Source organism: Vibrio sp. Vb1554 (assembly GCF_033344235.1).
Genome location: NZ_JAWPOJ010000003.1, coordinates 1 through 20,512, shown reverse-complemented (window position 1 = coordinate 20,512; position 20,512 = coordinate 1). Strand labels below are relative to the sequence as shown.

The following is a 20,512-nucleotide window of genomic DNA, read 5'->3' as shown; positions in this document are numbered from 1 at the left end:
AGGTTAGATACCTTGACGACCTTCTGCCTGATTTGCTCTCTCCCCCTCAGGTTTTATCTACAGTAACCACTTTTTAGTTTTAATTAAGGTAGTAACAACTATGTTAGACCAAGCGATCCAACAACAACTCAAACAATATCTGGCTAATGTAAAAGAAGAAGTTCGTTTAGTGGTTAGTCTAGATGAAAGCAAAGCATCGAATGACATTTTGTCTCTAGCGAACCAAATCGCAGAGATGAGCGGCCTAATCACTGTTGAACGTGACGACAACGCAAGCGCACGTAAACCAGTGATGGCGGTAACTAACCCAGCAAAAGGCACAGCACTACGCTTTGCAGGCTTGCCAATGGGTCACGAATTTACCTCTCTAGTATTGGCACTGCTTCATTCGGGCGGTCACCCAATCAAACTAGAACCAGAAGTGATTGAGCAAATCGCAGCACTAGACAAAGATCTAGACGTAGAAATCTTCATTTCACTGTCGTGTCAAAACTGTCCGGACGTGGTTCAAGCGTTCAACATGATGGCGGCGATCAACCCGAAAGTAAAAGCAACCATGATCGACGGTGGCTTATTCCAAGATGAAGTAAAACAACGCGACATCATGGCCGTACCAAGTGTATTCGTGAACGGTGAGCTATTCGGTCAAGGTCGTATGTCTCTGACTGAAATCCTAAACAAAGTGGATGACGGCGCGAGCGAGAAAGCCGCAAAAGCACTGAGCGAAAAAGACCCATACGACGTACTTGTTGTCGGCGGTGGTCCTGGCGGTAGCGCAGCTGCTCTATACGCTGCTCGTAAAGGTATTCGCACTGGTGTGGTTGCTAAACGCTTTGGTGGTCAGGTGATGGACACCATGGCAATTGAGAACTTCATTTCGGTAAAACGCACTGAAGGTCCAAAACTGGCGACTGACCTAGCAGAACACCTAAAAGAATACGACGTAGACGTTGTGACTGAGCAACAAGCTGAGAAGCTAATGGGCGCAGCACACACAGAAGATGGTTTGATTCACATCCAACTTGAAAGCGGCGCAACGCTGAAGAGTAAGAGTGTAATCCTTAGCCCTGGTGCACGCTGGCGTGAAATGAACGTTCCGGGTGAGCAAGAGTACCGCAACAAAGGCGTCGCGTACTGCCCACACTGTGACGGCCCACTGTTCAAAGGCAAGAAAACTGCGGTTATCGGGGGTGGTAACTCAGGCATCGAAGCCGCTATCGACCTTGCTGGTATCGTAGAACACGTAACAGTTCTTGAATTCGCAGACGTACTTCGCGCAGACCAAGTGCTTATCGACAAAGCGAACTCACTACTAAACGTAGACATCATCACCATGGCGCAAACTACTGAAGTAGTGGGTGACGGTACTCGCGTAACAAGCTTGAAGTACAAAGACCGCAACACAGATGAAATCAAAGAGATTGAACTGTCAGGTATCTTTGTTCAAATCGGTCTAGTGCCAAACACAGAATGGCTAAAAGATTCAGAAGTAGCGCTATCCGAGCGCGGCGAAATTGAAGTCGGTAGCCGTGGCGATACTAGCCTAGAAGGTGTGTTCGCAGCGGGTGACGCAACAACCGTTCCTTACAAACAGATCATCATTGCAATGGGTGAAGGTGCAAAAGCAAGCTTGGGCGCATTTGACTACCTAATCCGTAAGCAAGGTTAATCTCCAATTTCTTGAACACAAAGCGCACGGTGCTGTGTTTTCTTCCCCGGAAAACCAATCGGGGCACCGTGACAGCGATGAGTAACAAGAAATAAAATCAAAAAACCTAGAAGCCCAAAGACTTTGCCAGCAGGTATTAACTGCTGGCTTTTTTGGTTTTTTTTTGGGGGGGGGGGAAACAAATTATTACTAGAAATAACAGAGTAAAATAAAGCTGCCGAAATACACTTAGGGTGAAACATTGCGGGCTTTAACTCGTTTCTACTGCTTCAAATATCAGACCTTTTAGCTGACAACGATGGTAAATTTCATACAAACCACCTAATTCATCATTGCAGTAAACACCGCTTCCGTTATTTTCAATCCTGAACAAGCCTCCGGATTTGATTGATTTACTACTCAACACTAATTTTTTAAACCGCTTTACACGACTTGGCTTACCATTAGCTCTTACATTTAACACAGTGCGATCCTTATCAATGGCATCGCAAGTTTTGAGTATGTTTATGGCATACCAACGCTCGCCAGCGACGCGTAATGGCAAAAACTCACAACTGGAATCAAGAGCTTCGTTTATTTGATTATATGCGGACTCAGAACAAGCAAACTCGCCTGCACGCCAGATTGCAAAATCAGGTTTTGTTGTAAGCATGTGGTTATCACTCACCCACTCCAAATCAATAATCATCCAAGTATCAGCGACACGCTCACCATATAACTCCCGCAAATCGCCATCCGAGTATTGTATAGAAATCTCTAGTTGAGTTTCTTGTAACAAAGGGAAATTCTCAACATCATGATTAAGTGTAAAAACCTTCATCTTTTGCTTACTTAAATCAAACGGTTAACTGGAAGTCCCCATCATGTAACATCTTTCCAATCTTGCACAAGGTTTCAATGATTTCTGTGTGAGCCAACTCTTCAGTGTCAGCGGCCTGACCTTTATACATGGCGTCTACAAATAAAATCAAAAAAGCCCTTTACCTAAACTTAACTTGAGGTTTTAGCATATTCATCGTTGGCTAGAAAATGACAAAAAGGAGCACATCATGATCCAACTAGAACATATTAACTTAGTCGTGAAAGATATCCCTGAAATGCTGAAGTTTTACCAAACTGCATTTCCACATTGGTACGTGCGTGATGAAGGTAAAGGCGAATGGAGTGGCAAACCAAGAAACTGGCTACATTTTGGCGACGAGTATCAATACATAGCCATGAGTGACCATGGCGAAGGAGAAAACCGCGAGTTGAGCGGGCACCAAGTTGGGCTAGCGCATTTTGCTTATGTGACCAACAACGTCGATGCAATCATCAAAAGACTAACCGATGCAGGTTATCCGATTGCCCAACCTGGTGCTGATGAACCATACCGCAAAAATGTGTATTTTGTTGACCCTGCCGGTTTTGAGATTGAATTTGTTGAATACCTGGCGGATGACCCAAAACTTCGTAACCTGACAAGCTAAAAGAGATGTAAATAATAAAACGCCAGCAGATAGTGACTGCTGGCGTTTTATTTTATCTATCAGGCTTCTTTATCGCATTAGCGCTGTTTGGCAAAAACCTGAGTCCAGTAATATCCGTAGCGTGCAGAGTGATTTTCGACAAGCGACGCGCCCATCTGATCAAAATCCGCACTCATGATATTAAGGCAGTGACCTTCACTCGATAACCAAGCATTAATGACGGCGTTAATGCTGCTTTGCCCTACGGCGACATTCTCACCAATGGCGCTCCAAGCATAACCCGTTGCGTTAACTCGATCTGACATTTTGCTGCCATCAGAGCCTGTGTGGCTCATGAAATCGCTGTTCGCCATATCGCTTGAATGTCGATAAGCGGCGCTTTCCAAATCGTAGCTCCAAGTCAGGGCCCCAACAGGTGGCATGGTGGTTGCGCCACACTGTTGTGTAGTAGAGCGGGCGCTGTTGACCGCTGCAAGCATCTGCTCGGCAAATGTGCCTTGTGACGATGTGGAACCTGTGTTTTGTGAGCCGCTTTCTGCTGGGGCTGACGACTCCCCATCGCCGCCACATGCGCTGAGAAGTAGGGCCAAAGCAGGCACTAAGATCTTAGTTGGCATTGTCTTTCCTTTATGAGTGACGAAGAGCAAACTGCGCTTTTCGATAATAACGCCCAATAAACTAACAAAAACCAATAAAAGCACCATATAGCTTAGGGGTTTTTAACCAAAGACTCACATGAAGTTTTCAATCACCTTGGTTCGGTCGATAAATCGGCAACGTTTCAGCCCAAGTATGGAATGGCGTTTCATCCATATCCTGTATTGCTTGAGTGATAAAATCGATGAACACCCTAACTCGTGCAGGCACATATTCCCGGTTGGCATAGAGAAGATACACGCCATTTCCTGCTTGGCGCATGCTCGGAAATATCGGCACTAAACGCCCCGCTTTAAGCCAGTCTCTCGCGATAAAATGAGGAATCTGAGTTAATCCTAAGCCTTCTGCGCAAAGCTCTGCCATGGATTCACCGTCATTTACAATATAGTTTCTTTCGGGGTCATATTCACTCGCACCGTCTGGTTCTGGCATCCGAATCGGCAACAGTTTCCCCGTTTGTTTAAAACGAAAACGAACCCAAGAATGGTCATTGAATACATCCGGGCTACTCGGAACACCATGGCGCGCTAAGTAATCCTGACTGGCACAAATGATAAAATCGATAGGGCTGAGCTGACGCACAATCAATTGACTATCGTGAGCGACACCAGAGCGAATCGACACATCAATACCTTGCTCAATAATATCAACGTAGGCGTCATCGTAATGAATATCGATAGTGATGTTAGGGTAGCGGCGGCAAAACTCTTTTAACAAAGGACGAATATAGAGGCGACCGTACGAGACAGGCACATTAATCTTAAGCTGCCCTGAAAGTGCATCATTGTGACTTTTTAATGAATCCTCACATGCCGCCAGCTCTTCCAGTACAAACCTAGCAGTATTTGCGTACCGACGACCAGCTTCTGTCAGGCGGCTCTGTCGCGTAGAACGTTGAAAAAGCTGTATACCCAAATCGCTTTCGAGACGATGTATGGCTTTGCTCACGGTCGAAGGGTCAGTGCCATACACTTTGGCAGCCGCAGCAAAACTACCGCCATCTAAAGTGGCAATAAAAAATCGTAGGGACCGTATCTTATCCATATAACCAATGAACTCTATTCATGAATTTTATTCACTTTAGTAAAGACCAAGTGGCTCTTCAATCACTAATTAGCCTAAATATAATGAACCTCAATAACTTGATGCTCTGTTAGCGAGGAAAAGACCATGGGTAAAAACGGATTGAAGAATGCACTACAACTATTGATAGCAACACTAGTCCTATTCTTTGGGGTGCTTCAAACAGCACATGCCGAAGATAAACGAATTGGTATTCTAGTTTACGATGGCGTACTGACCTCTGATGTTACTGCGCCTTTAGAGGTTTTTGGCGTCGCAAGTCGTCTCACTTGGTTTAGCGATTATGACGTGCTCACCATTTCCGTCTCCGATCAGAAAACCATCACCACTGAAGAAGGATTAAAAATTGGTGTGGATGCTTGGATTGGTGATCTGCCGGAACTCGACGTACTGGTTTTAACATCCAGCTATGACATGGATGCACTAATCGAAAATAAAGATCTCATTCACTTTATTAAAACTACCTCAAAGGCGGCAGATTGGATGGCAAGTAATTGCTCTGGCGCGTATTTGTTAGCCGAAGCTGGCCTTTTAAACGGCAAAAAAGCAACAACTTGGGCCGGAGGTGAAAACGGCTTTCAAAGAGATTACCCAGCAGTCAAAGTACAAGTCGACCAGAATTTTGTCATTGATGATGGCGTTATCACTTCGAACGGTAGCCTAGTTAGCTATCAAGCTGCTCTTAAGCTACTTCACCTTATGACTTCAGAGTCTAAAGCTCAGGAAGTCGCAGATGCCATCCAGTACTCACGTTTTTCCAACCAACCATTTTAAGCGTGTAAGAAAGTAATCAGAGCCACCCTTCGATATTTCGAAGGTTAACTCTTCGAATTTATCTTCCTAATCGAACAACCCTTTTTATCACTGTAAAAGCGATAAAAGGGTTGTCGTTCATCTGGCAGACACAACGTGCTCTCCAAACTTTTTATCTTAATGCTATGGAAAAACGTAAACGTTACGAAGCACTGACGAAAGAGCGATACCAAGAGATCTACCGTCTCGCGTATTGGTTATGCAAAGATCACCACCTTGCTCAAGATTTAGCGCAAGAAACCTTTCTGAAAGCGTGGCGATTCTTTGATAAATTAAATGACCCCAACGCCGCGAAGTCTTGGCTCATTACTATTTTGCGTCGTGAGAATGCTCGGCGCTTTGATAGAAAACAGTATGATTTTGTCGACATTGATGAGTGTGCAATACAGACAAAAACCTACCCTGGCAGTGACTACGACATGGCCCAAGATTGGCTTCAAAAACAAATGATGATTCTCGAACCCAAATACCGAGAACCGTTGCTCTTGAGCTTAGTCGCTGGGTTGAATCATGATGAAATTGCCCAAGCCTTGAGGCTCAACCACAACACAGTGGCGACTCGATTATTCAGAGCGCGTAATCAGATCATCGCACAGAAGGAGAGTCATTAAGACACAAAAAGTAGTCAACCATGTAAACTAACTGGCTATGCTCCGGTCTATTTCATAAGTCGTTACACAACTCGACGCTTTAACGCTTTACATCAAGCGCGACTAGATGAACACTTCTTGTCAAAGTACAATAACAGCCGACATAGAGTAGAGTCAGTAAAACATTATGAGTAACACGACGGCGAAAAAGCCGAATCCCTTATTTGAAATCCTTTTCAACGTATTTATCCCTTCCTTCATTTTGATGAAGTTTAGTGGCGATGAGCATCTAGGGACAGCAATGGCGCTGGTTGTCGCTTTGCTATTTCCTATCATTTATGGCGGTATGGACCTTGTCCGTAACAAGAAATTTAACTTTATTTCTGCTCTGGGCTTTATCAGTGTTCTACTAACTGGTGGCATCGGCTTGTTAGAGCTTGATACACGCTGGTTAGCACTAAAAGAAGCCCTGATTCCTGGCCTGATCGGTTTAGCGGTTTTGGGTTCAACGTTTACCCGCTACCCACTGATGCAGAAGTTAGTACTGAATGACACAGTGTTGAATCTCGCGTTGATTAACCAACGTTTAAAAGAAAATGGTAAAACCGATGCGTTCGAACGTTGCCTTATGTCTTCTAACTACCTGTTTGCAAGTACTTTTGCGTTCTCATCTGCAATGAACTACTTCCTTGCGACTTGGATTGTGACTAGCCCTTCTGGTACTGCTGCCTTTAACGAAGAGTTAGGGAAAATGACGCTGTACAGTTACCCAATGATTGCCATCCCAAGTATGTTGATGATGTTCGGTATTTTTTATTACATTTGGCGTCAAGTACGTGCGATGACATCGCTCGAAACAGAGCAAATCTTCCATCTAAAATAGCCCAATCATTACAAGTAAACCCATAAAAAAGGGAGGATTTTATCCTCCCTTTTCTCAACAGGCTCACTGTAATTCACAGCGTCAAAATGATTTTTCCTGACACTGCTGACGAGCGTCGCTCAACCATTTCAATCGCTGTTTGAAAGTCCTCTAACGGCAGATAATATGCAACGTTTAACTTTATGTCGCTGCTAATAAAATGTTCTAACATTTCAGCGAACACCGTCTTTCTCCCGCCTTTACCTACCGATTCTTCCCAATACCGCAAAAAGAATGTACTAAAGTCGATGTTGTTGGCCTTCATCGATTCAAAAAACTCAGGCGTATAAGGCGTTAACGACAATGTTCCGTAGTTAATGTATTGGCCGTTTTCTTTCAAGGTACGAATGAGATCCGTGCCAGCCTCACCACCTATCGCGTCCAGAGCGACCGTTGGTTGTGGCAGTTGGCGCGTTTGCAGCTGCGCTTGTAAGTCTTTCTTCGCGTCCAAGACTGGAATAGTATCGTACGGATACTCGTCTGGCTTTGAGGTCACAGCAATCAGTGTAAAACCCAGTGAATAGGCGAGCTGGGCAAATATCTTACCGATCGCTGACCCTGCTGCATTGATGATCACCACATCGTTTTTGTTCAACTTAGCTACTTTAGTGGTGATCACCCACGCGGTTAACGCGTTGATGTACAACTGACAGGCATAGTCGTTCTCCAAACTCTCAGGTAGCGGAAAAAGATTCTCAGGCGAGGCATCTATGTAGTATTGCCAAGTACCACTCATCGCCACCAACACCTTTTGCCCAACTTGAAGGTCAGTTTGACCAACTGCACTGACTTCCACCACACGCCCAACCGCTTCAAATCCTGGCACGCGAGGTGGTACGTGAACGCGGCGGTATTGCCCAACACCATGAATGGAAAGCAAGTCACTTGGGTTAATGTTTGTAGCTTCGAGTCTCACCCGAACCTTGCCCTGTTCAAGCGGTTTGAGGGGCTCTTTTTCCAACGACAGCGACGTTTTGGGTTGACCAAAACAGAATTGATTCACTCGAGTATTTATCGTTGGTGCCATTGTTATTCATACCATGTAATTGAAATTCAAAAAGGAAGTTTCGCGACTTCTACTCAAAAGCATTAAGTGAAGTCGAAGCTCTGTATTTCTACCTGCGCGATGCGCCGTTCACTCTAAACTGTTGTGGCGTCATATCAAAATAGGCTTTAAATGCTTTGATGTAGGATGAGTCATTTTGATAACCCACTAGGTCTGCAATGGCTTGGATTGGCAACGATTCATCTAACAAAGAAAGCGAGTAAATTAGCCGGATTTGTTGCCGCCAAAGTAGAAATGAAGTGTTGAATTCCTTGGCGAACAGCCGTGATAAAGTACGCTCAGACGCCCCAATTTTCTCCCCCCACTCTTTTAGCGAACAGCTCAACGCTGGCTCGTCAGTCAGTCGCTCGAAAATCAGTTTTAGTCGTCTGTCTTGTGGCAGCAATAACTGAAATGTCTGCACGTTGCGCTTCAAAATTTGATCATGCAGCACCGCCAGCAAATGCAACACTTCTTCGTGGCTTGTCTCACCTTCACACAGTCTGCGGATCTCTTGTAAAAGCTCATTTAAAAACGACGTTAAAGCAATGGTTCTCACTTGTGGCTTGTACGTCGCACCAAACTCAGGGTTGAGGTAAATACCAACAAATATCGTATTGCTTAGAGCAATCGACTCGTGTTGAACACCCGCAGGAACAAATAACGCAGAGGTGTGCGGAACCAAATGCTGATAATGCTCCGTTTGTGTTTGCAATAACCCTTTGATAGGAAAGATGATTTGATGCCAAGTGTGTTGATGCAGCGAATCAATGTGACCTTTTGGCATGTCGATGGTTTTCACTAAAACAGGAGAATGGGGATTCGCGGCCATCATCTCATTGGAGGTGACGACGCCTGACTTCGAATCAATTTGGCGAGTTAGCATTGTTAGTTGTCTTTTCATCCCTACTCCGACACACGTTTACTAGGCTATCATGCTCCGCATCGCGAATGAAGGTAAACACTTTATCTCTCATTCAATCAAATAATAAGGAGGTTATATGAAGAAAATCGGCGTCGTAAAAGCTGTGCTAGCAGGGAAAACCGTCCCTTATGCTCATGGAGCGCAAAGCGCAATCAACAAACAAGTGCTACCTGAGCGCCAGCACGCAACAGAGCTTGGTTTTACCAGTGATGAGCAAGGTGATCCGCGCTTTCACGGTGGCATTCAAAAAGCGCTTCATATTTACCCAAGCGAGCACTACCCAATCTGGCAACAAGAATTAGGCAAAAGACCAATTTTCCAATCCGCCGGCGGCTTTGGCGAAAACATCAGCTCCGAAGGCGTCACCGAATCCACGATTTGCTTGAAAGATAAAATTCGCATCGGCTCAACACTACTGGAAGTGTCGCAAGGTCGTATGCCTTGTTGGAAACTTAACGTACGCTTTGACCAACACGATATGGCGAGAAGACTGCAAGATACGCTTCGAACAGGCTGGTATTTCCGAGTGTTGGAAGAAGGCGATATCGGTGCAGGTGACGAGATTATTCTGTGTGAAAGACCTTATCCAGAATGGCCACTGGCTCGCATCATGGGTGCGGTTTTCACTGGCTGTTTAGATAGAAAAGAACTCACTAAGCTGTCTGAGCTGCCGTTAGTCGAGTCTTGGGGCAAGTTAGTCGAGCGCCGTCTAGAAACCGGCGAAGTTGAAGATTGGGAAATGCGCTTGGTTGGCCCAACTGTGGGTTAACACCCCAAAGTAAAATTTAAGCCACGCTCTGAACCGACTATGCCGTCAAGAGCGTGTTTTTTGTTTTACTTCGCACTCGGGGCTGGGCGTTTCGACTTACCTTGAAACTGCTTAATGCTCTTCTTAGCATGAGTTCGACGGTTGGCTTTTTTATCGCGTGGCGCGCGTTTGCTCTCGCCAGTTGATGGCTTATCCGTTACTGGAAAACCTGCCAGATCTTGCACTGGTAATGCACGTTGAGTCAGGTGACGAATCGCGTTTAGTGCGTCCATTTCACCATGACAAACCAATGACACCGCCACACCTTGCTCGCCAGCGCGAGCGGTACGCCCCACTCGGTGAACATAAGTTTCTGCATGCATTGGCAGTTCAAAGTTGATCACTACAGGCAATTGCTCAATGTGAATGCCGCGCGCTAGTAGATCGGTGGCAATCAACACCTGAATTTGCCCAGATTTAAACTGCGCCAATGCTTCTTCTCGCTCATCTTGACTCTTATTGCCATGCAGCGCATTGGTTGAGATGCCCGCTTTGTTTAGCTTCTTCGCTAAGCCATCGGCGTTCTCTTTCGCACCAATAAAGACTAACGCCTGAGTCCACGCGTTTTTTTGAATCAGTTCAATCAATGCCTTGGTTTTACTGCCTTTATTGACCATGTACAACGTTTCAACGATGTCTTGATTCGTGCTGTTTTCTTGATGCGCTGCAACTTGCTTTGGTGCCTGCATAAGCAGCTTCGCTTTACCCTTCAAATCATCTGAAAACGTCGCCGAGAACATTGCGGTTTGACGCTGGTTTGAAATCAGCCCCGCAATATTTTGCACGTCAGGCCAAAAGCCCATATTCAACAGACGATCGGCCTCATCCAACACTAGGTAATGGATATTGCTTAAGTCTAAACCGTTGTTTGCCAGATCAACCAAACGACCTGTCGTCGCGACAAGGATATGAGGATTTGTCGCTAGCGCCTGCTGTTGTTGCTCTTTATCAACGCCGCCACACAAACACACTGCGTTGAGTTCAAGAACTTGACCAACTTGGTTAATTGCTTCACTCACTTGCATTGCCAGCTCACGAGTTGGCACAAGAATCAGCGCTTTTTGCTCTGGATTGACACCCAGCTTTTCCAACAAAGGCAAACCATAAGCAAGGGTTTTGCCGCTGCCTGTATTTGCCAAAGCCAATAGATCTTGACCAGCCAACAGCTCAGGAATGGCCAACGCTTGAATATCGGTCGGTTTCTTGAAGTCTTTTGGCAGTGCGTGAATCAGCTCAGAACTCAATGAGAGAGTAGAAAATGGCATTAACGAAAACCTTGTACTTTGGGTTGAAGAAGCAATAAAAATAATGAAGATGCGGTAAAACGCAGGCGCGGACTTTACCACAATCTGCTAGGTGGACCATCCTATTTTAGGCGCTTAAACCAAGCGTCGCCTACGCAAATCGTCAGAAAACTAAAAAGCGCAAAAAAGCCGTTAGTCTGTACTGCCACAGAGCTAACGGCTAAAAACCCTTGAAGAGAACGCTTCATCAGCCTTTCACTGCGGCTGAAAAGAAATGTGCAGTTTATTAAAGCACAGCTTTACGATTCGGTAAGAACACTTCACCCAACATGCAACGAACCGAACCACCACCAATAGATTCTATGGTAGAAACGTCGAATGGCAGCAATTTACCGTGCGTCGCCAATTGGTTTCTTTGTGCTGGTGAGAATGCATCGTACGCCGATTGCGACATCGCAATCACCTTGTCGCCGTTGATCGTTTCCAGTTGCAGAATGTTACCGCAGAACTGGTTCATCTGATCAAGCGAAATTGAGATGACTTGCTTGTCTTTGGCGAGTGACTTCATTACAAAACGACGCTCAAATTCTGGGATCACTTCGTCACAAATCACGCAAAACTGTTCGCCAACCGCCATCATCACATTGGTGTGATAAATCGGCGCACCAGACGGCAAACGAGTTTGGAAAGAAATCACTCGTTCATAGCCAATACGATCGGCGTAATCTTCTAAAACCAGACGATCACAACGTTGTGAGAGTGCGGCATAGACCGTTTTATTTAGGTGGTCAAACACCATCACACCCGTGCTTTCTAAATACGCTTGCTCGTCAAGATATTCAGTTAGACTGCTGCGTCGATGAACTTCTCGCCCTGCTTGCGCTAGTGCTGCCACAAGCGCATCGGGACGTACTTCTTTTTGACGGTTTTCACAGGCCATTGGAAAGGTGTACAACGTGCCATCTGGCGTAGTGCTAAACCAATTGTTTGGAAATACCGCGTCTGGCGTCGCAACATCTGAAGTTGGATAATCAAACTCAACAACTTGAACGCCCTCTTGACGCAGCGTTGCAACCATACTCGCGAACTCGGCCATTACTCGACGTGAGACTTCTTCTTGGCTGAGTGACACTTTATGTTGGAACTCATTATCTTGTGCGGTTTCTTCATTAAAACGAAACTCTTTCGGTGGCACCATCACTACGCAGTTTGCGGTTTGGCGCTGAGCACTTTGCGTGCTTTCTTCTTTCCCATTAGCAAATTGGGTCACTGATTCGTGTAATAGCATCCAATATATTCCTTATCACTAGAATGAGGAGATTGTAAATTTATTGTTAACTTCAGTTTTGCTGTTTTGACAATTAATTTAATTGCACAAAAGTGTTTTTTGCTGCATTAAGTTTATTTTTCCCTAAATTTTATTGTCACTTTGCAGGTTTAAGATTTTATGGCACCGTGATGAACATGATAAGAATTCATCATAAGAATCAGAACCATAGACAATCACACTCATAACCAACTAGTTACATTTAAGACACAATCGGTTAGACTATTTTTTCGCCCCTCTCGTCAATCGGTCTGCTTTATCGAGGAGCAGGCAAGAAACTCTCATACACGCGGTTTCGTCCAAAGCAGCGTGAATCGATGGATTTAGCCACCCCAAATGGCACTGTTTTAACTTTAGGATGAGTTATGTTTAAACGATTTGAAGGCTTTACAGAGCCGTTCCCCAAATCTACACCGGATCAGCCTCCTTCAGGGATGTTCGCTTTTCTGCGTTATTACACTCGTGGTTATGAAAAGCCTTTGATCATCATGTCTTTGATGGCCACAATTGTGGCTGTTGTTGAGGTAATGTTGTTTGGCGCCATGGGACAACTGGTTGATTGGTTGTCTACCAGCAATCCAGAAACGTTCTTACAAGACAATAAATCGGATTTGATTTTCTACGGAGCCTTATTGCTGGTTGTCATGCCTATATTGGTGATCTTGTACTCGTTGCTCGTTCATCAAACGTTATTGGGCAACTACCCAATGTCTATCCGCTGGCTTGCACACCGGTATTTGCTCAATCAAAGCTTGAACTTCTATCAAGATGATTTTGCAGGTCGAGTCGCAACGAAAGTCATGCAAACCTCATTAGCTGTGCGCGAAACCGTAATGAAAGCTATGGATGTGTTTGTTTACGTTACGGTTTACTTTACCAGCATGATCATTATGTTAGCGACGGCAGACTGGCGTTTGATGATCCCAATGATCGTCTGGCTACTCGCTTACATCGCTATCCAAATCTATTTTGTCCCTAAGCTCAAAGACGTCGCTTCAGCGCAGGCCGATGCACGTTCGACAATGACAGGGCGTATCGTCGACAGTTATACCAATATTCAAACCGTCAAACTGTTTTCTCATAGCCAGCGCGAAACCCAATATGCCGAGCAAGGCATGAAAGGATTTTTAAATACGGTCTATCGTCAAATGCGCCTAGTGACCGGCTTCGACGTCGCTGTAGAGATCTCAAACTATATTTTGGTCTTTTCCGTTGCTGCTTTATCGATTTACCTGTGGTTGGATAGTGCCATCAGCGTTGGCGCGATTGCGATTGCTGTTAGTCTTGCATTGCGCGTAAACGGTATGTCGATGTGGATTATGTGGGAAGTTGGCGCCCTCTTTGAAAACATGGGAACCGTTGTCGATGGAATGAAAACGCTTTCTAAGCCTATTGATATTAAAGATAAACCAGGCGCAAAAGACTTGGTTGTCACTGAAGGAGGCATTCACTTTGATAACGTAAGCTTCCATTACGGCGAGAACAAAGGCGTAATTAGCCATCTCGATCTCAACATCAAACCAGGAGAGAAAGTAGGCTTGGTTGGGCGCTCCGGCGCCGGGAAATCGACTTTGGTGAACTTGTTACTTCGTTTCCACGATGTCGAAGACGGCAGCATTAAGATCGATGGACAGAACATCTCAGAAGTCACACAAGACTCTTTGCGTTCAAAGATCGGTATGGTGACCCAAGATACTTCTCTGCTACACCGTTCAATTCGTGACAATATTTTGTATGGCAATCCAGATGCGACAGAAGAAGATTTGCTGAAAGCCACTAAGCAAGCGCATGCCCATGAGTTTATCGAAACTCTGACCGACCCATTTGGTAATGTCGGATACGATGCGCAAGTTGGTGAACGTGGTGTGAAACTGTCTGGCGGCCAACGTCAGCGTATCGCAATATCTCGTGTGCTACTCAAAGACGCACCATTGCTGGTATTGGATGAAGCAACATCGGCTCTGGATTCAGAAGTCGAAGCGGCGATTCAGGAAAGCTTGAATGAATTAATGCAAGGGAAAACGGTTATTGCTATCGCTCACCGATTATCGACCATCGCACAAATGGATCGCCTCATCGTGCTAGATAAAGGCAGCATCGTTGAACAAGGTTCTCATCAAGAACTCATTGCGAATAACGGCATTTACGCCCAGCTTTGGGCGCATCAAACTGGCGGATTTATCGCTGAAGAACTAGACAATCAACACGCTTCTTAACGAGTGATAAGCTCAATAAAAACGGCGCTTTAAGCGCCGTTTTTTATTTTAATCCATGGCTAGATGCTCATATAGCCATTGTGGTTTCTCATATATGAAACACTCTCCATGATAAAGCTCACACTTTTTCTGCTAATATACCGCCTCGTTGCGTATCCATTGCAATGAACACAATACAGAGTATTGAGCCGTCTTCATTTGTCATTTCACTTTTTGAGAAACAGCTATACTCAATAGATGGCTTAGTTATTATATTAACAATAAGGTAATTAGCTTATGTGTAAATGTGGTTCAATGCAGATAGTACAACTCAAACCAAGTTGGGCTGACAAGCTATTCGGCTACTCAGAAAGATGGAAATGCCAACTTTGTTGTAAGATCTACCGCATCTAAAATTAAAAATAGAATCTTAGTTTTTCTAAGAAAAAGCAGTGGCCCGACAATGATTGTCGGGTTTTGTTTTTCCGAGCATTCATTTTTTTCCCTTCGCTACAAGACTACTCATCACGGCAAAACCTAGCATCTTAATGTGACTTAGGTATAGAATCAGGCCCACTTATTCTTTCCGATATTCATATATAACTGGTCACTATGAACAAAAGTTTGCTAACGAATGTCCTCGCTATCGCTTTGATGGCTGGAGGTCATCAATTACAAAACGACTATCTTTGGTATGCAGGGCTGTTTGCGTTCTCAGGCGCCATCACCAACTGGCTTGCCATCCATATGCTGTTTGAGAAAGTGCCTGGATTATACGGTTCTGGCGTGATCCCCGCGCGATTTGAAGAGTTTAAACTGGCTATCAAAAACCTGATGATGGAACAGTTTTTTACTGAAGCGAACATTGACCGATTCTTGAATAAAGAAATGGCGGGCGGTGTGAACATCGATCTTCAACCAGTAATTGAGAAAGTAGATTTAAATCCAGCATTTGATTCCCTAGTGGAAGTAATTGAAGGCTCTCAGTTTGGTGGCATGCTAGCGATGTTTGGCGGCTCGGAAGCGCTACAACCCATGCGCCAACCTTTCGTCGAAAAGATGCAAGAATCCATCATTGAGTTGAGCAAGAGCGATAACATCAAAGAAGCACTGAAAGAGCAATTCGAATCTCCTGCAATGATGGATGAGATAAAGCAGAACATTGAAGGTATCATCGATCAACGTTTAAGCGAATTAACACCGGCATTAGTTAAAGAAATGGTGCAAAAGATGATTAAACAACACCTTGGCTGGCTAGTCGTTTGGGGCGGTGTTTTTGGTGGTTTAATTGGCGTCATCAGCACCTTTATCGGGGCATAATCGCTCACCGATTTATTAAAAAAGGAGCTTCGGCTCCTTTTTTAATCGTGAAAAAGTAATATACCAAGCCACGCTAAATAAGGAGGCTCAACACATGCCTCGCCTAACCAAGGAGCTCGGGATTAACACCAAATCCCGTTTTATGTTCTTCTATGACCACTTCACTACGAGTTTGAATCACGCCCGGAAGCGTGCCTAACTTGCTCGACATAAACTCCTGATACGCTTTCATGCTCTTAACACGAACTTTTATCATGGTATCGAAATCTCCAGAGAGCGAGTAGCACTCTTCAATTTCAGGCATCAATTCCACCGCTTTCGCAAACTTTTCAAAAATAGAAAAACTGGTTTGGTCTAAACGAATATGGATGAATACTTGCACATCCAGCCCCAACTTTTCCGCATTCAACTCCGCATGATAACCATTGATATACCCTTCTTTTTCTAGCCGCTTTACACGATCAGAACATGGAGAAGTCGTTAAGTTAATCAGCTTTGCTAGTTCTACAACTGGAATTCTGCCTCTCGAATGAAGCACTCTCAAAATATGTAAATCAATCCGGTCCAATTGATAACTCATTAACCCACTTCCTTGTAACCACTTAGAAAGCATCACATTAATCGTTGCTCAAACAATTGCAAACCATCAAATGCACAGCATGTGAAATTCAGCAGAGAATAACCAGAAAACAACGAAGGAGGGAAAGAGCTATGATTATTGCCGCTCACTTAGTAACCGTGATATGAAGAGAAAAAGCAACCTAGCGGCTCCCGCGGAGTCGCAAATTTGAAAGCGCATGACACGCCTGTATAGATATGTCGTTCGGGCAACACTGCCCTATTTAGCCATTAATCATGGCTATCACTCAGAATTAGAGTGCGGCCGATGTATGCCGTGTAGGATGTGGAACAACCTCTCCAATTGCACGATGATTACAACAACGGCAGTAGTATTGAGGCTCCATCTCGTAATAATGTTCACCTGATACAAATTTCGCCATCAGCTGTGTAAAACTCACCATTTTGCCTGTTAACGAGTCAACAGACTGAGGCTCGCAACGCTTCATAATCACTTTATGTTGCGTTGATTTTCTACAAGCTGCGCAATATATATCCGGCATTTCTCTTCTCCCTACTTTTTCGTCCTACTGACAATTGACATATTTTGTTCAAAATAATTCCACAATTAAAAAGCTCCTTTAATTTTTTGTGCCCTATCTTCAAAAAATTGAACGAAAGTATCAAAAAACTGAGACATTGGTCAGACCTCAACTTTTGTACCATCAATATGAGCAAACGTGCTTATGTGTGTAATAATACGACACATTACACATAAGCAATTGTTCGGGCTTATTATTTAGTAAGGCGCATGACAACTTTACAGGTGGCTAGATCGAGCTTTCGAGACGCCTTGTTATCTTGATTTACCCCGCAAACCAGTTGCTAGCAGCTATAGCGGTCTCATCAAGGAAGAAATGCATGACGATACAACCGATTCTCACTACCGAAAGACTCGTCCTCCGGCCATTCAATATCGATGACCGCCAACAAGTGGCTTTACTCGCTGGAGATAAGCGAATTGCCGACATGACAGCAAACATCCCTCATCCTTATGAGCGACCGATGGCGCAAGCATGGATAGATAGGCACGATCCGATGTATCAGCAGCATCAAGGCGTGGCGTACGCTATTACCTTGCGAAACACTGGGGAGTTACTTGGTGCAGTGAGTTTACCGCGTATAGAAGAGGGATATGTCGGATGATCATCCATGAAACTTCACAAAATCTGTCCAAGAACAACCCTTTCTTGCTAGGAACTGTATTGTTGTCGCTGTTCTATTTTTCCTACCTAGCAGACAAGATCGTCGAGTTTGGACTCGTAGCACTCACAATAATAGGATTGAAACTGCTCTCAACGTACTTCACGCGCCGCGCGTTCAATCCTAAAACGCTAGATATCGATGCAAGCACCAACACCTTGAAGTACCGCCAGGGCTCAACGGTTTACTTCCGTCTACCTCTTGATGACATTGTCAAAGTCCAAATACAGAAAGAGTTCCTCTCTAGCAAAAGTTTGATGCTCTACACAGTCAACGACGCTTACCAAGTGCCGAATTCAGACAATTTCGATTCTCTACAGTTAAAGGATTTAATGAAACAACTTGAAGAAAGAATTGATGATCAATCTCGCTAAAACGAAAAGAGAAGACATTCTAGAATGTTGCCAATTTGGTCTCTAAATAGAAAGACAAAAAAGCCAGCAATAACGCTGGCTTTTCTCTGTATTAGTCTTGTGCGACTTTCACGCGAATTTTGCTTTTTTCTACGTTCGTCAAATTCAGTGCTTCAAGAGCAGAAATGGCTTCTGCTTCGTCCGGCATGATGACAAAACCGAAGCCTTTCGACAAACCCGTGTCTTGATCAAGCACTAGCGAACACAGTTCTACTTTGCCGTACGCTGAGAATAATTTGCGGATATCTTGCTCGGTCATGTGACGAGCCAAGTTTCTTACTAAAAGTTTCATAATGAACCTAGTTGGTTTGATAACGGTTCGATTCTCTCAGTTTCTCTCTGGCAAACCAAGTGAATAATATGACGGCGTTGACTAGATCATTCTAAGTACATCTGTTTAAATGATTTTCCGTTCATTTTTCACCCATAGGAGAGTCGGCATGGAAACGAAACGTCTCAAACTCATCCCTGCTTGTTTAGAACGAGCAGAAGAGGCGCATCAAGCTGTCGTTCGCAGCCAAAAGACTCTCGAAGTCTATCTGCCGTGGGTGCCTCATGTGCTGACATTAGAAGCGATGATAGAAGGGACAGAGAAAGCCATCGCAAACTTTGAAAACTTCGAAGAAGAGCTGCGTTACTACATGATTGAAAAGGAAAGCGATCGCTTACTGGGTGCGGTCGGCTTAATGATTCGAGATCCCGATGTGCCATCCTTTGAGATAGGTTATTGGTTAGATAATGCTGCCGTTGGCAATGGTTATGTTGCTGAGGCTGTGCTCGAAGTTGAGCGCTATGCGTTTGATGACTTGGGTGCCAAGAGAATCGCAATTCATGCTGATAGCACCAACCAAAAGAGCCGAGCTGTAGCCGAGCGCTGTGGTTATGAGTTCGAAGGAGAGCTCAGAAACGAACGTCTGACTACATCGGGAGAGCTGAGTAACACCGTTGTTTACGCCAAAATTCATCGCGACTAACACTCCAATCTAACCGAGCAATGCTAAGCTTTGATCTCAAGCTACCACCATTAACGTTAATTAAGTTTCAGATAAAACAAAGCCCGCTAAAATAGCGGGCTTTGTGTTCATATACGGGAAGTTACTAGTCTAGTTCAACCAGTTTTTTCTCGAATGACTGGTGTTGGTCTAACACGTCTTGCGCAGCACCACCCGTTGCTTTACTTACCACAATGATGGCAAGCGTAGAGAAGATGATGCCCGGTACGATTTCGTACACATCAAACCAACCGCCAGTTAGCTGCTTCCAAACTACGATAGTGATACCACCAACAAGAATACCTGCTAACGCGCCGTTACGGTTCATACCGCTCCAGTAAAGGCTAAGTACAACCGCAGGACCAAATGCCGCACCAAAACCAGCCCAAGCGTAAGATACAAGACCAAGTACTGAGCTATCAGGCGTCATCGCTAGGAATAGCGCAACAAGCGAAATAACGATAACACCGATACGACCAATCATTACGATTTCTTCAGAAGACGCTTCTGGCTTGAATACTTGCTTGTAGAAATCTTCTGCAAGCGCTGAAGATGAAACAAGGAGCTGTGAGTCAGCGGTACTCATTACCGCCGCTAGGATTGCTGCTAACAACATACCCGCAACGACAGGGTGGAATACTGCGTTAACCAATAGCATGAAGATCTTCTCACCGTCCTCTAGTTGAGTACCCGGATGACCCGTAACCCAAACCAGACCAACAAGACCAACAAGCATTGCACCAACCATAGATAGTGCCGTCCAAATCACTGCGATACGACGTGCAGTCGTTAGATCTTTGTTTGAACGAGACGCTTTAAAACGCGCTAGGATGTGTGGCTGACCAAAGTAACCAAGGCCCCACGCCGCTAGAGAGATAATAGCAATCGCAGATAATGGTTCGCCTTTCGCGTCATTCCATAGCGTTGCAAGTTCTGGGTTGATGTCATGTAGATCAGAACTTAGCTGACCTAAACCACCGTCCATTACTGCTACAGGAACAATCATTAGTGCAGCCGCCATTAGCAGACCTTGCACTAAGTCAGTCCAAGATACCGCTAGGAAACCACCGAATAGTGTGTAAGAAACGACACACACCGTACCGATGATAACAGCGTAGGTATAATCTAGACCGAATACCGTCTCAAACAGTTTGCCCCCTGCGACCAAACCTGAGCTGGTGTAGAAAAGGAAAAATAGAAGAATGAAAAACGCAGAGAT

At 44.7% G+C, this 20,512-nt stretch carries 21 protein-coding genes and 1 pseudogene; 11 read left to right on the top strand and 11 right to left on the bottom strand.

The features are described 5' to 3' along the window. Positions 1-100: 100 nt before the first annotated feature. On the top strand, positions 101-1,669 hold the full coding sequence (gene ahpF, locus R8N28_RS03670) for an alkyl hydroperoxide reductase subunit F (RefSeq protein WP_065275548.1): 1,569 nt from the start codon (positions 101-103) through the stop codon (positions 1,667-1,669). A gap of 250 nt (positions 1,670-1,919) precedes the next feature. On the opposite strand, the gene R8N28_RS03665 is transcribed toward ahpF, so the two are convergent. After that, positions 1,920-2,489 (bottom strand): imm11 family protein, encoded by a 570-nt coding sequence (locus R8N28_RS03665; protein ID WP_065275549.1) that lies wholly within the window; start codon positions 2,487-2,489, stop codon positions 1,920-1,922. 229 nt (positions 2,490-2,718) lie between these two features. On the opposite strand from R8N28_RS03665, the gene R8N28_RS03660 reads away from it, so the two are divergent. Continuing rightward, entirely contained in the window at positions 2,719-3,138 is a 420-nt protein-coding gene (locus R8N28_RS03660; RefSeq protein ID WP_005374615.1) for a VOC family protein, read from the top strand. Positions 3,139-3,215: 77 nt separating this feature from the next. On the opposite strand, the gene R8N28_RS03655 is transcribed toward R8N28_RS03660, so the two are convergent. Together R8N28_RS03655 and R8N28_RS03650 are read right to left on the bottom strand one after the other, a co-directional pair. Continuing rightward, entirely contained in the window at positions 3,216-3,755 is a 540-nt protein-coding gene (locus tag R8N28_RS03655) for a CAP domain-containing protein (RefSeq protein ID WP_017634523.1), read from the bottom strand. A 127-nt stretch (positions 3,756-3,882) separates the two neighbouring features. After that, entirely contained in the window at positions 3,883-4,839 is a 957-nt protein-coding gene (locus tag R8N28_RS03650) for a LysR family transcriptional regulator (protein WP_065275550.1), read from the bottom strand. A 126-nt stretch (positions 4,840-4,965) separates the two neighbouring features. Between R8N28_RS03650 and R8N28_RS03645 the strand changes: the two genes are divergently transcribed. The 3 genes from R8N28_RS03645 to R8N28_RS03635 all read left to right on the top strand — a co-directional run bounded on the left by R8N28_RS03645 (position 4,966) and on the right by R8N28_RS03635 (position 7,164). Further along, positions 4,966-5,652 (top strand): DJ-1/PfpI family protein, encoded by a 687-nt coding sequence (locus R8N28_RS03645; protein ID WP_064355013.1) that lies wholly within the window; start codon positions 4,966-4,968, stop codon positions 5,650-5,652. 119 nt (positions 5,653-5,771) lie between these two features. Next, the gene (locus R8N28_RS03640) at positions 5,772-6,302 is read left to right on the top strand and encodes a sigma-70 family RNA polymerase sigma factor (protein WP_254901941.1); all 531 of its coding nucleotides are present in this window, start codon (positions 5,772-5,774) and stop codon (positions 6,300-6,302) included. A gap of 166 nt (positions 6,303-6,468) precedes the next feature. Beyond that, positions 6,469-7,164, top strand: a complete 696-nt coding sequence (locus R8N28_RS03635; RefSeq protein WP_005383527.1) for a VC0807 family protein — start codon at positions 6,469-6,471, stop codon at positions 7,162-7,164. A 73-nt stretch (positions 7,165-7,237) separates the two neighbouring features. Here R8N28_RS03635 and R8N28_RS03630 read toward each other — a convergent pair whose 3' ends face one another. Beyond that, positions 7,238-8,230, bottom strand: coding sequence for a zinc-dependent alcohol dehydrogenase family protein (locus tag R8N28_RS03630; RefSeq protein ID WP_065275551.1), 993 nt, complete (start codon positions 8,228-8,230; stop codon positions 7,238-7,240). Positions 8,231-8,318: 88 nt separating this feature from the next. After that, on the bottom strand, positions 8,319-9,134 hold the full coding sequence (locus tag R8N28_RS03625; RefSeq protein WP_065275639.1) for an AraC family transcriptional regulator: 816 nt from the start codon (positions 9,132-9,134) through the stop codon (positions 8,319-8,321). A gap of 115 nt (positions 9,135-9,249) precedes the next feature. Between R8N28_RS03625 and R8N28_RS03620 the strand changes: the two genes are divergently transcribed. Beyond that, a complete protein-coding gene (locus tag R8N28_RS03620) occupies positions 9,250-9,942 on the top strand; it encodes an MOSC domain-containing protein (RefSeq protein WP_053307998.1) in 693 nt (230 codons plus the stop codon). Between the two features lie 65 nt (positions 9,943-10,007). Here R8N28_RS03620 and R8N28_RS03615 read toward each other — a convergent pair whose 3' ends face one another. Further along, a complete protein-coding gene (locus R8N28_RS03615; protein WP_065275552.1) occupies positions 10,008-11,246 on the bottom strand; it encodes a DEAD/DEAH box helicase in 1,239 nt (412 codons plus the stop codon). Positions 11,247-11,511: 265 nt separating this feature from the next. Beyond that, positions 11,512-12,513 (bottom strand): arginine deiminase-related protein, encoded by a 1,002-nt coding sequence (locus tag R8N28_RS03610; RefSeq protein ID WP_005374598.1) that lies wholly within the window; start codon positions 12,511-12,513, stop codon positions 11,512-11,514. Between the two features lie 404 nt (positions 12,514-12,917). Between R8N28_RS03610 and R8N28_RS03605 the strand changes: the two genes are divergently transcribed. Both R8N28_RS03605 and R8N28_RS03600 read left to right on the top strand, forming a co-directional pair. Beyond that, complete coding sequence (locus R8N28_RS03605; RefSeq protein WP_005374597.1) at positions 12,918-14,768, top strand: ABC transporter ATP-binding protein; 1,851 nt, start codon at positions 12,918-12,920, stop codon at positions 14,766-14,768. A 591-nt stretch (positions 14,769-15,359) separates the two neighbouring features. Then, positions 15,360-16,067 carry a DUF445 domain-containing protein gene (locus R8N28_RS03600; RefSeq protein WP_005383549.1) on the top strand — a complete coding sequence of 236 codons (708 nt, stop codon included), beginning with the start codon at positions 15,360-15,362 and terminating at the stop codon, positions 16,065-16,067. A gap of 103 nt (positions 16,068-16,170) precedes the next feature. On the opposite strand, the gene R8N28_RS03595 is transcribed toward R8N28_RS03600, so the two are convergent. Both R8N28_RS03595 and R8N28_RS03590 read right to left on the bottom strand, forming a co-directional pair. Further along, complete coding sequence (locus R8N28_RS03595) at positions 16,171-16,647, bottom strand: Lrp/AsnC family transcriptional regulator (RefSeq protein ID WP_005374595.1); 477 nt, start codon at positions 16,645-16,647, stop codon at positions 16,171-16,173. 292 nt (positions 16,648-16,939) lie between these two features. Continuing rightward, positions 16,940-17,188, bottom strand: coding sequence for a hypothetical protein (locus R8N28_RS03590; RefSeq protein ID WP_005374593.1), 249 nt, complete (start codon positions 17,186-17,188; stop codon positions 16,940-16,942). A 358-nt stretch (positions 17,189-17,546) separates the two neighbouring features. Here R8N28_RS03590 and R8N28_RS03585 point away from each other — a divergent pair. After that, positions 17,547-17,822 (top strand): annotated as a pseudogene (locus tag R8N28_RS03585) (GNAT family N-acetyltransferase); the annotation flags it as partial. 5 nt (positions 17,823-17,827) lie between these two features. Further along, on the top strand, positions 17,828-18,262 hold the full coding sequence (locus R8N28_RS03580; RefSeq protein WP_065275553.1) for a hypothetical protein: 435 nt from the start codon (positions 17,828-17,830) through the stop codon (positions 18,260-18,262). A gap of 91 nt (positions 18,263-18,353) precedes the next feature. On the opposite strand, the gene R8N28_RS03575 is transcribed toward R8N28_RS03580, so the two are convergent. Next, a complete protein-coding gene (locus R8N28_RS03575) occupies positions 18,354-18,593 on the bottom strand; it encodes an RNA recognition motif domain-containing protein (protein WP_005374587.1) in 240 nt (79 codons plus the stop codon). A gap of 148 nt (positions 18,594-18,741) precedes the next feature. On the opposite strand from R8N28_RS03575, the gene R8N28_RS03570 reads away from it, so the two are divergent. Next, positions 18,742-19,275 carry a GNAT family N-acetyltransferase gene (locus R8N28_RS03570; RefSeq protein WP_005374585.1) on the top strand — a complete coding sequence of 178 codons (534 nt, stop codon included), beginning with the start codon at positions 18,742-18,744 and terminating at the stop codon, positions 19,273-19,275. Positions 19,276-19,399: 124 nt separating this feature from the next. On the opposite strand, the gene R8N28_RS03565 is transcribed toward R8N28_RS03570, so the two are convergent. Beyond that, a partial coding sequence (locus R8N28_RS03565; protein ID WP_318183320.1) for a sodium:solute symporter family transporter occupies positions 19,400-20,512 on the bottom strand: 1,113 nt, incomplete at its 5' end.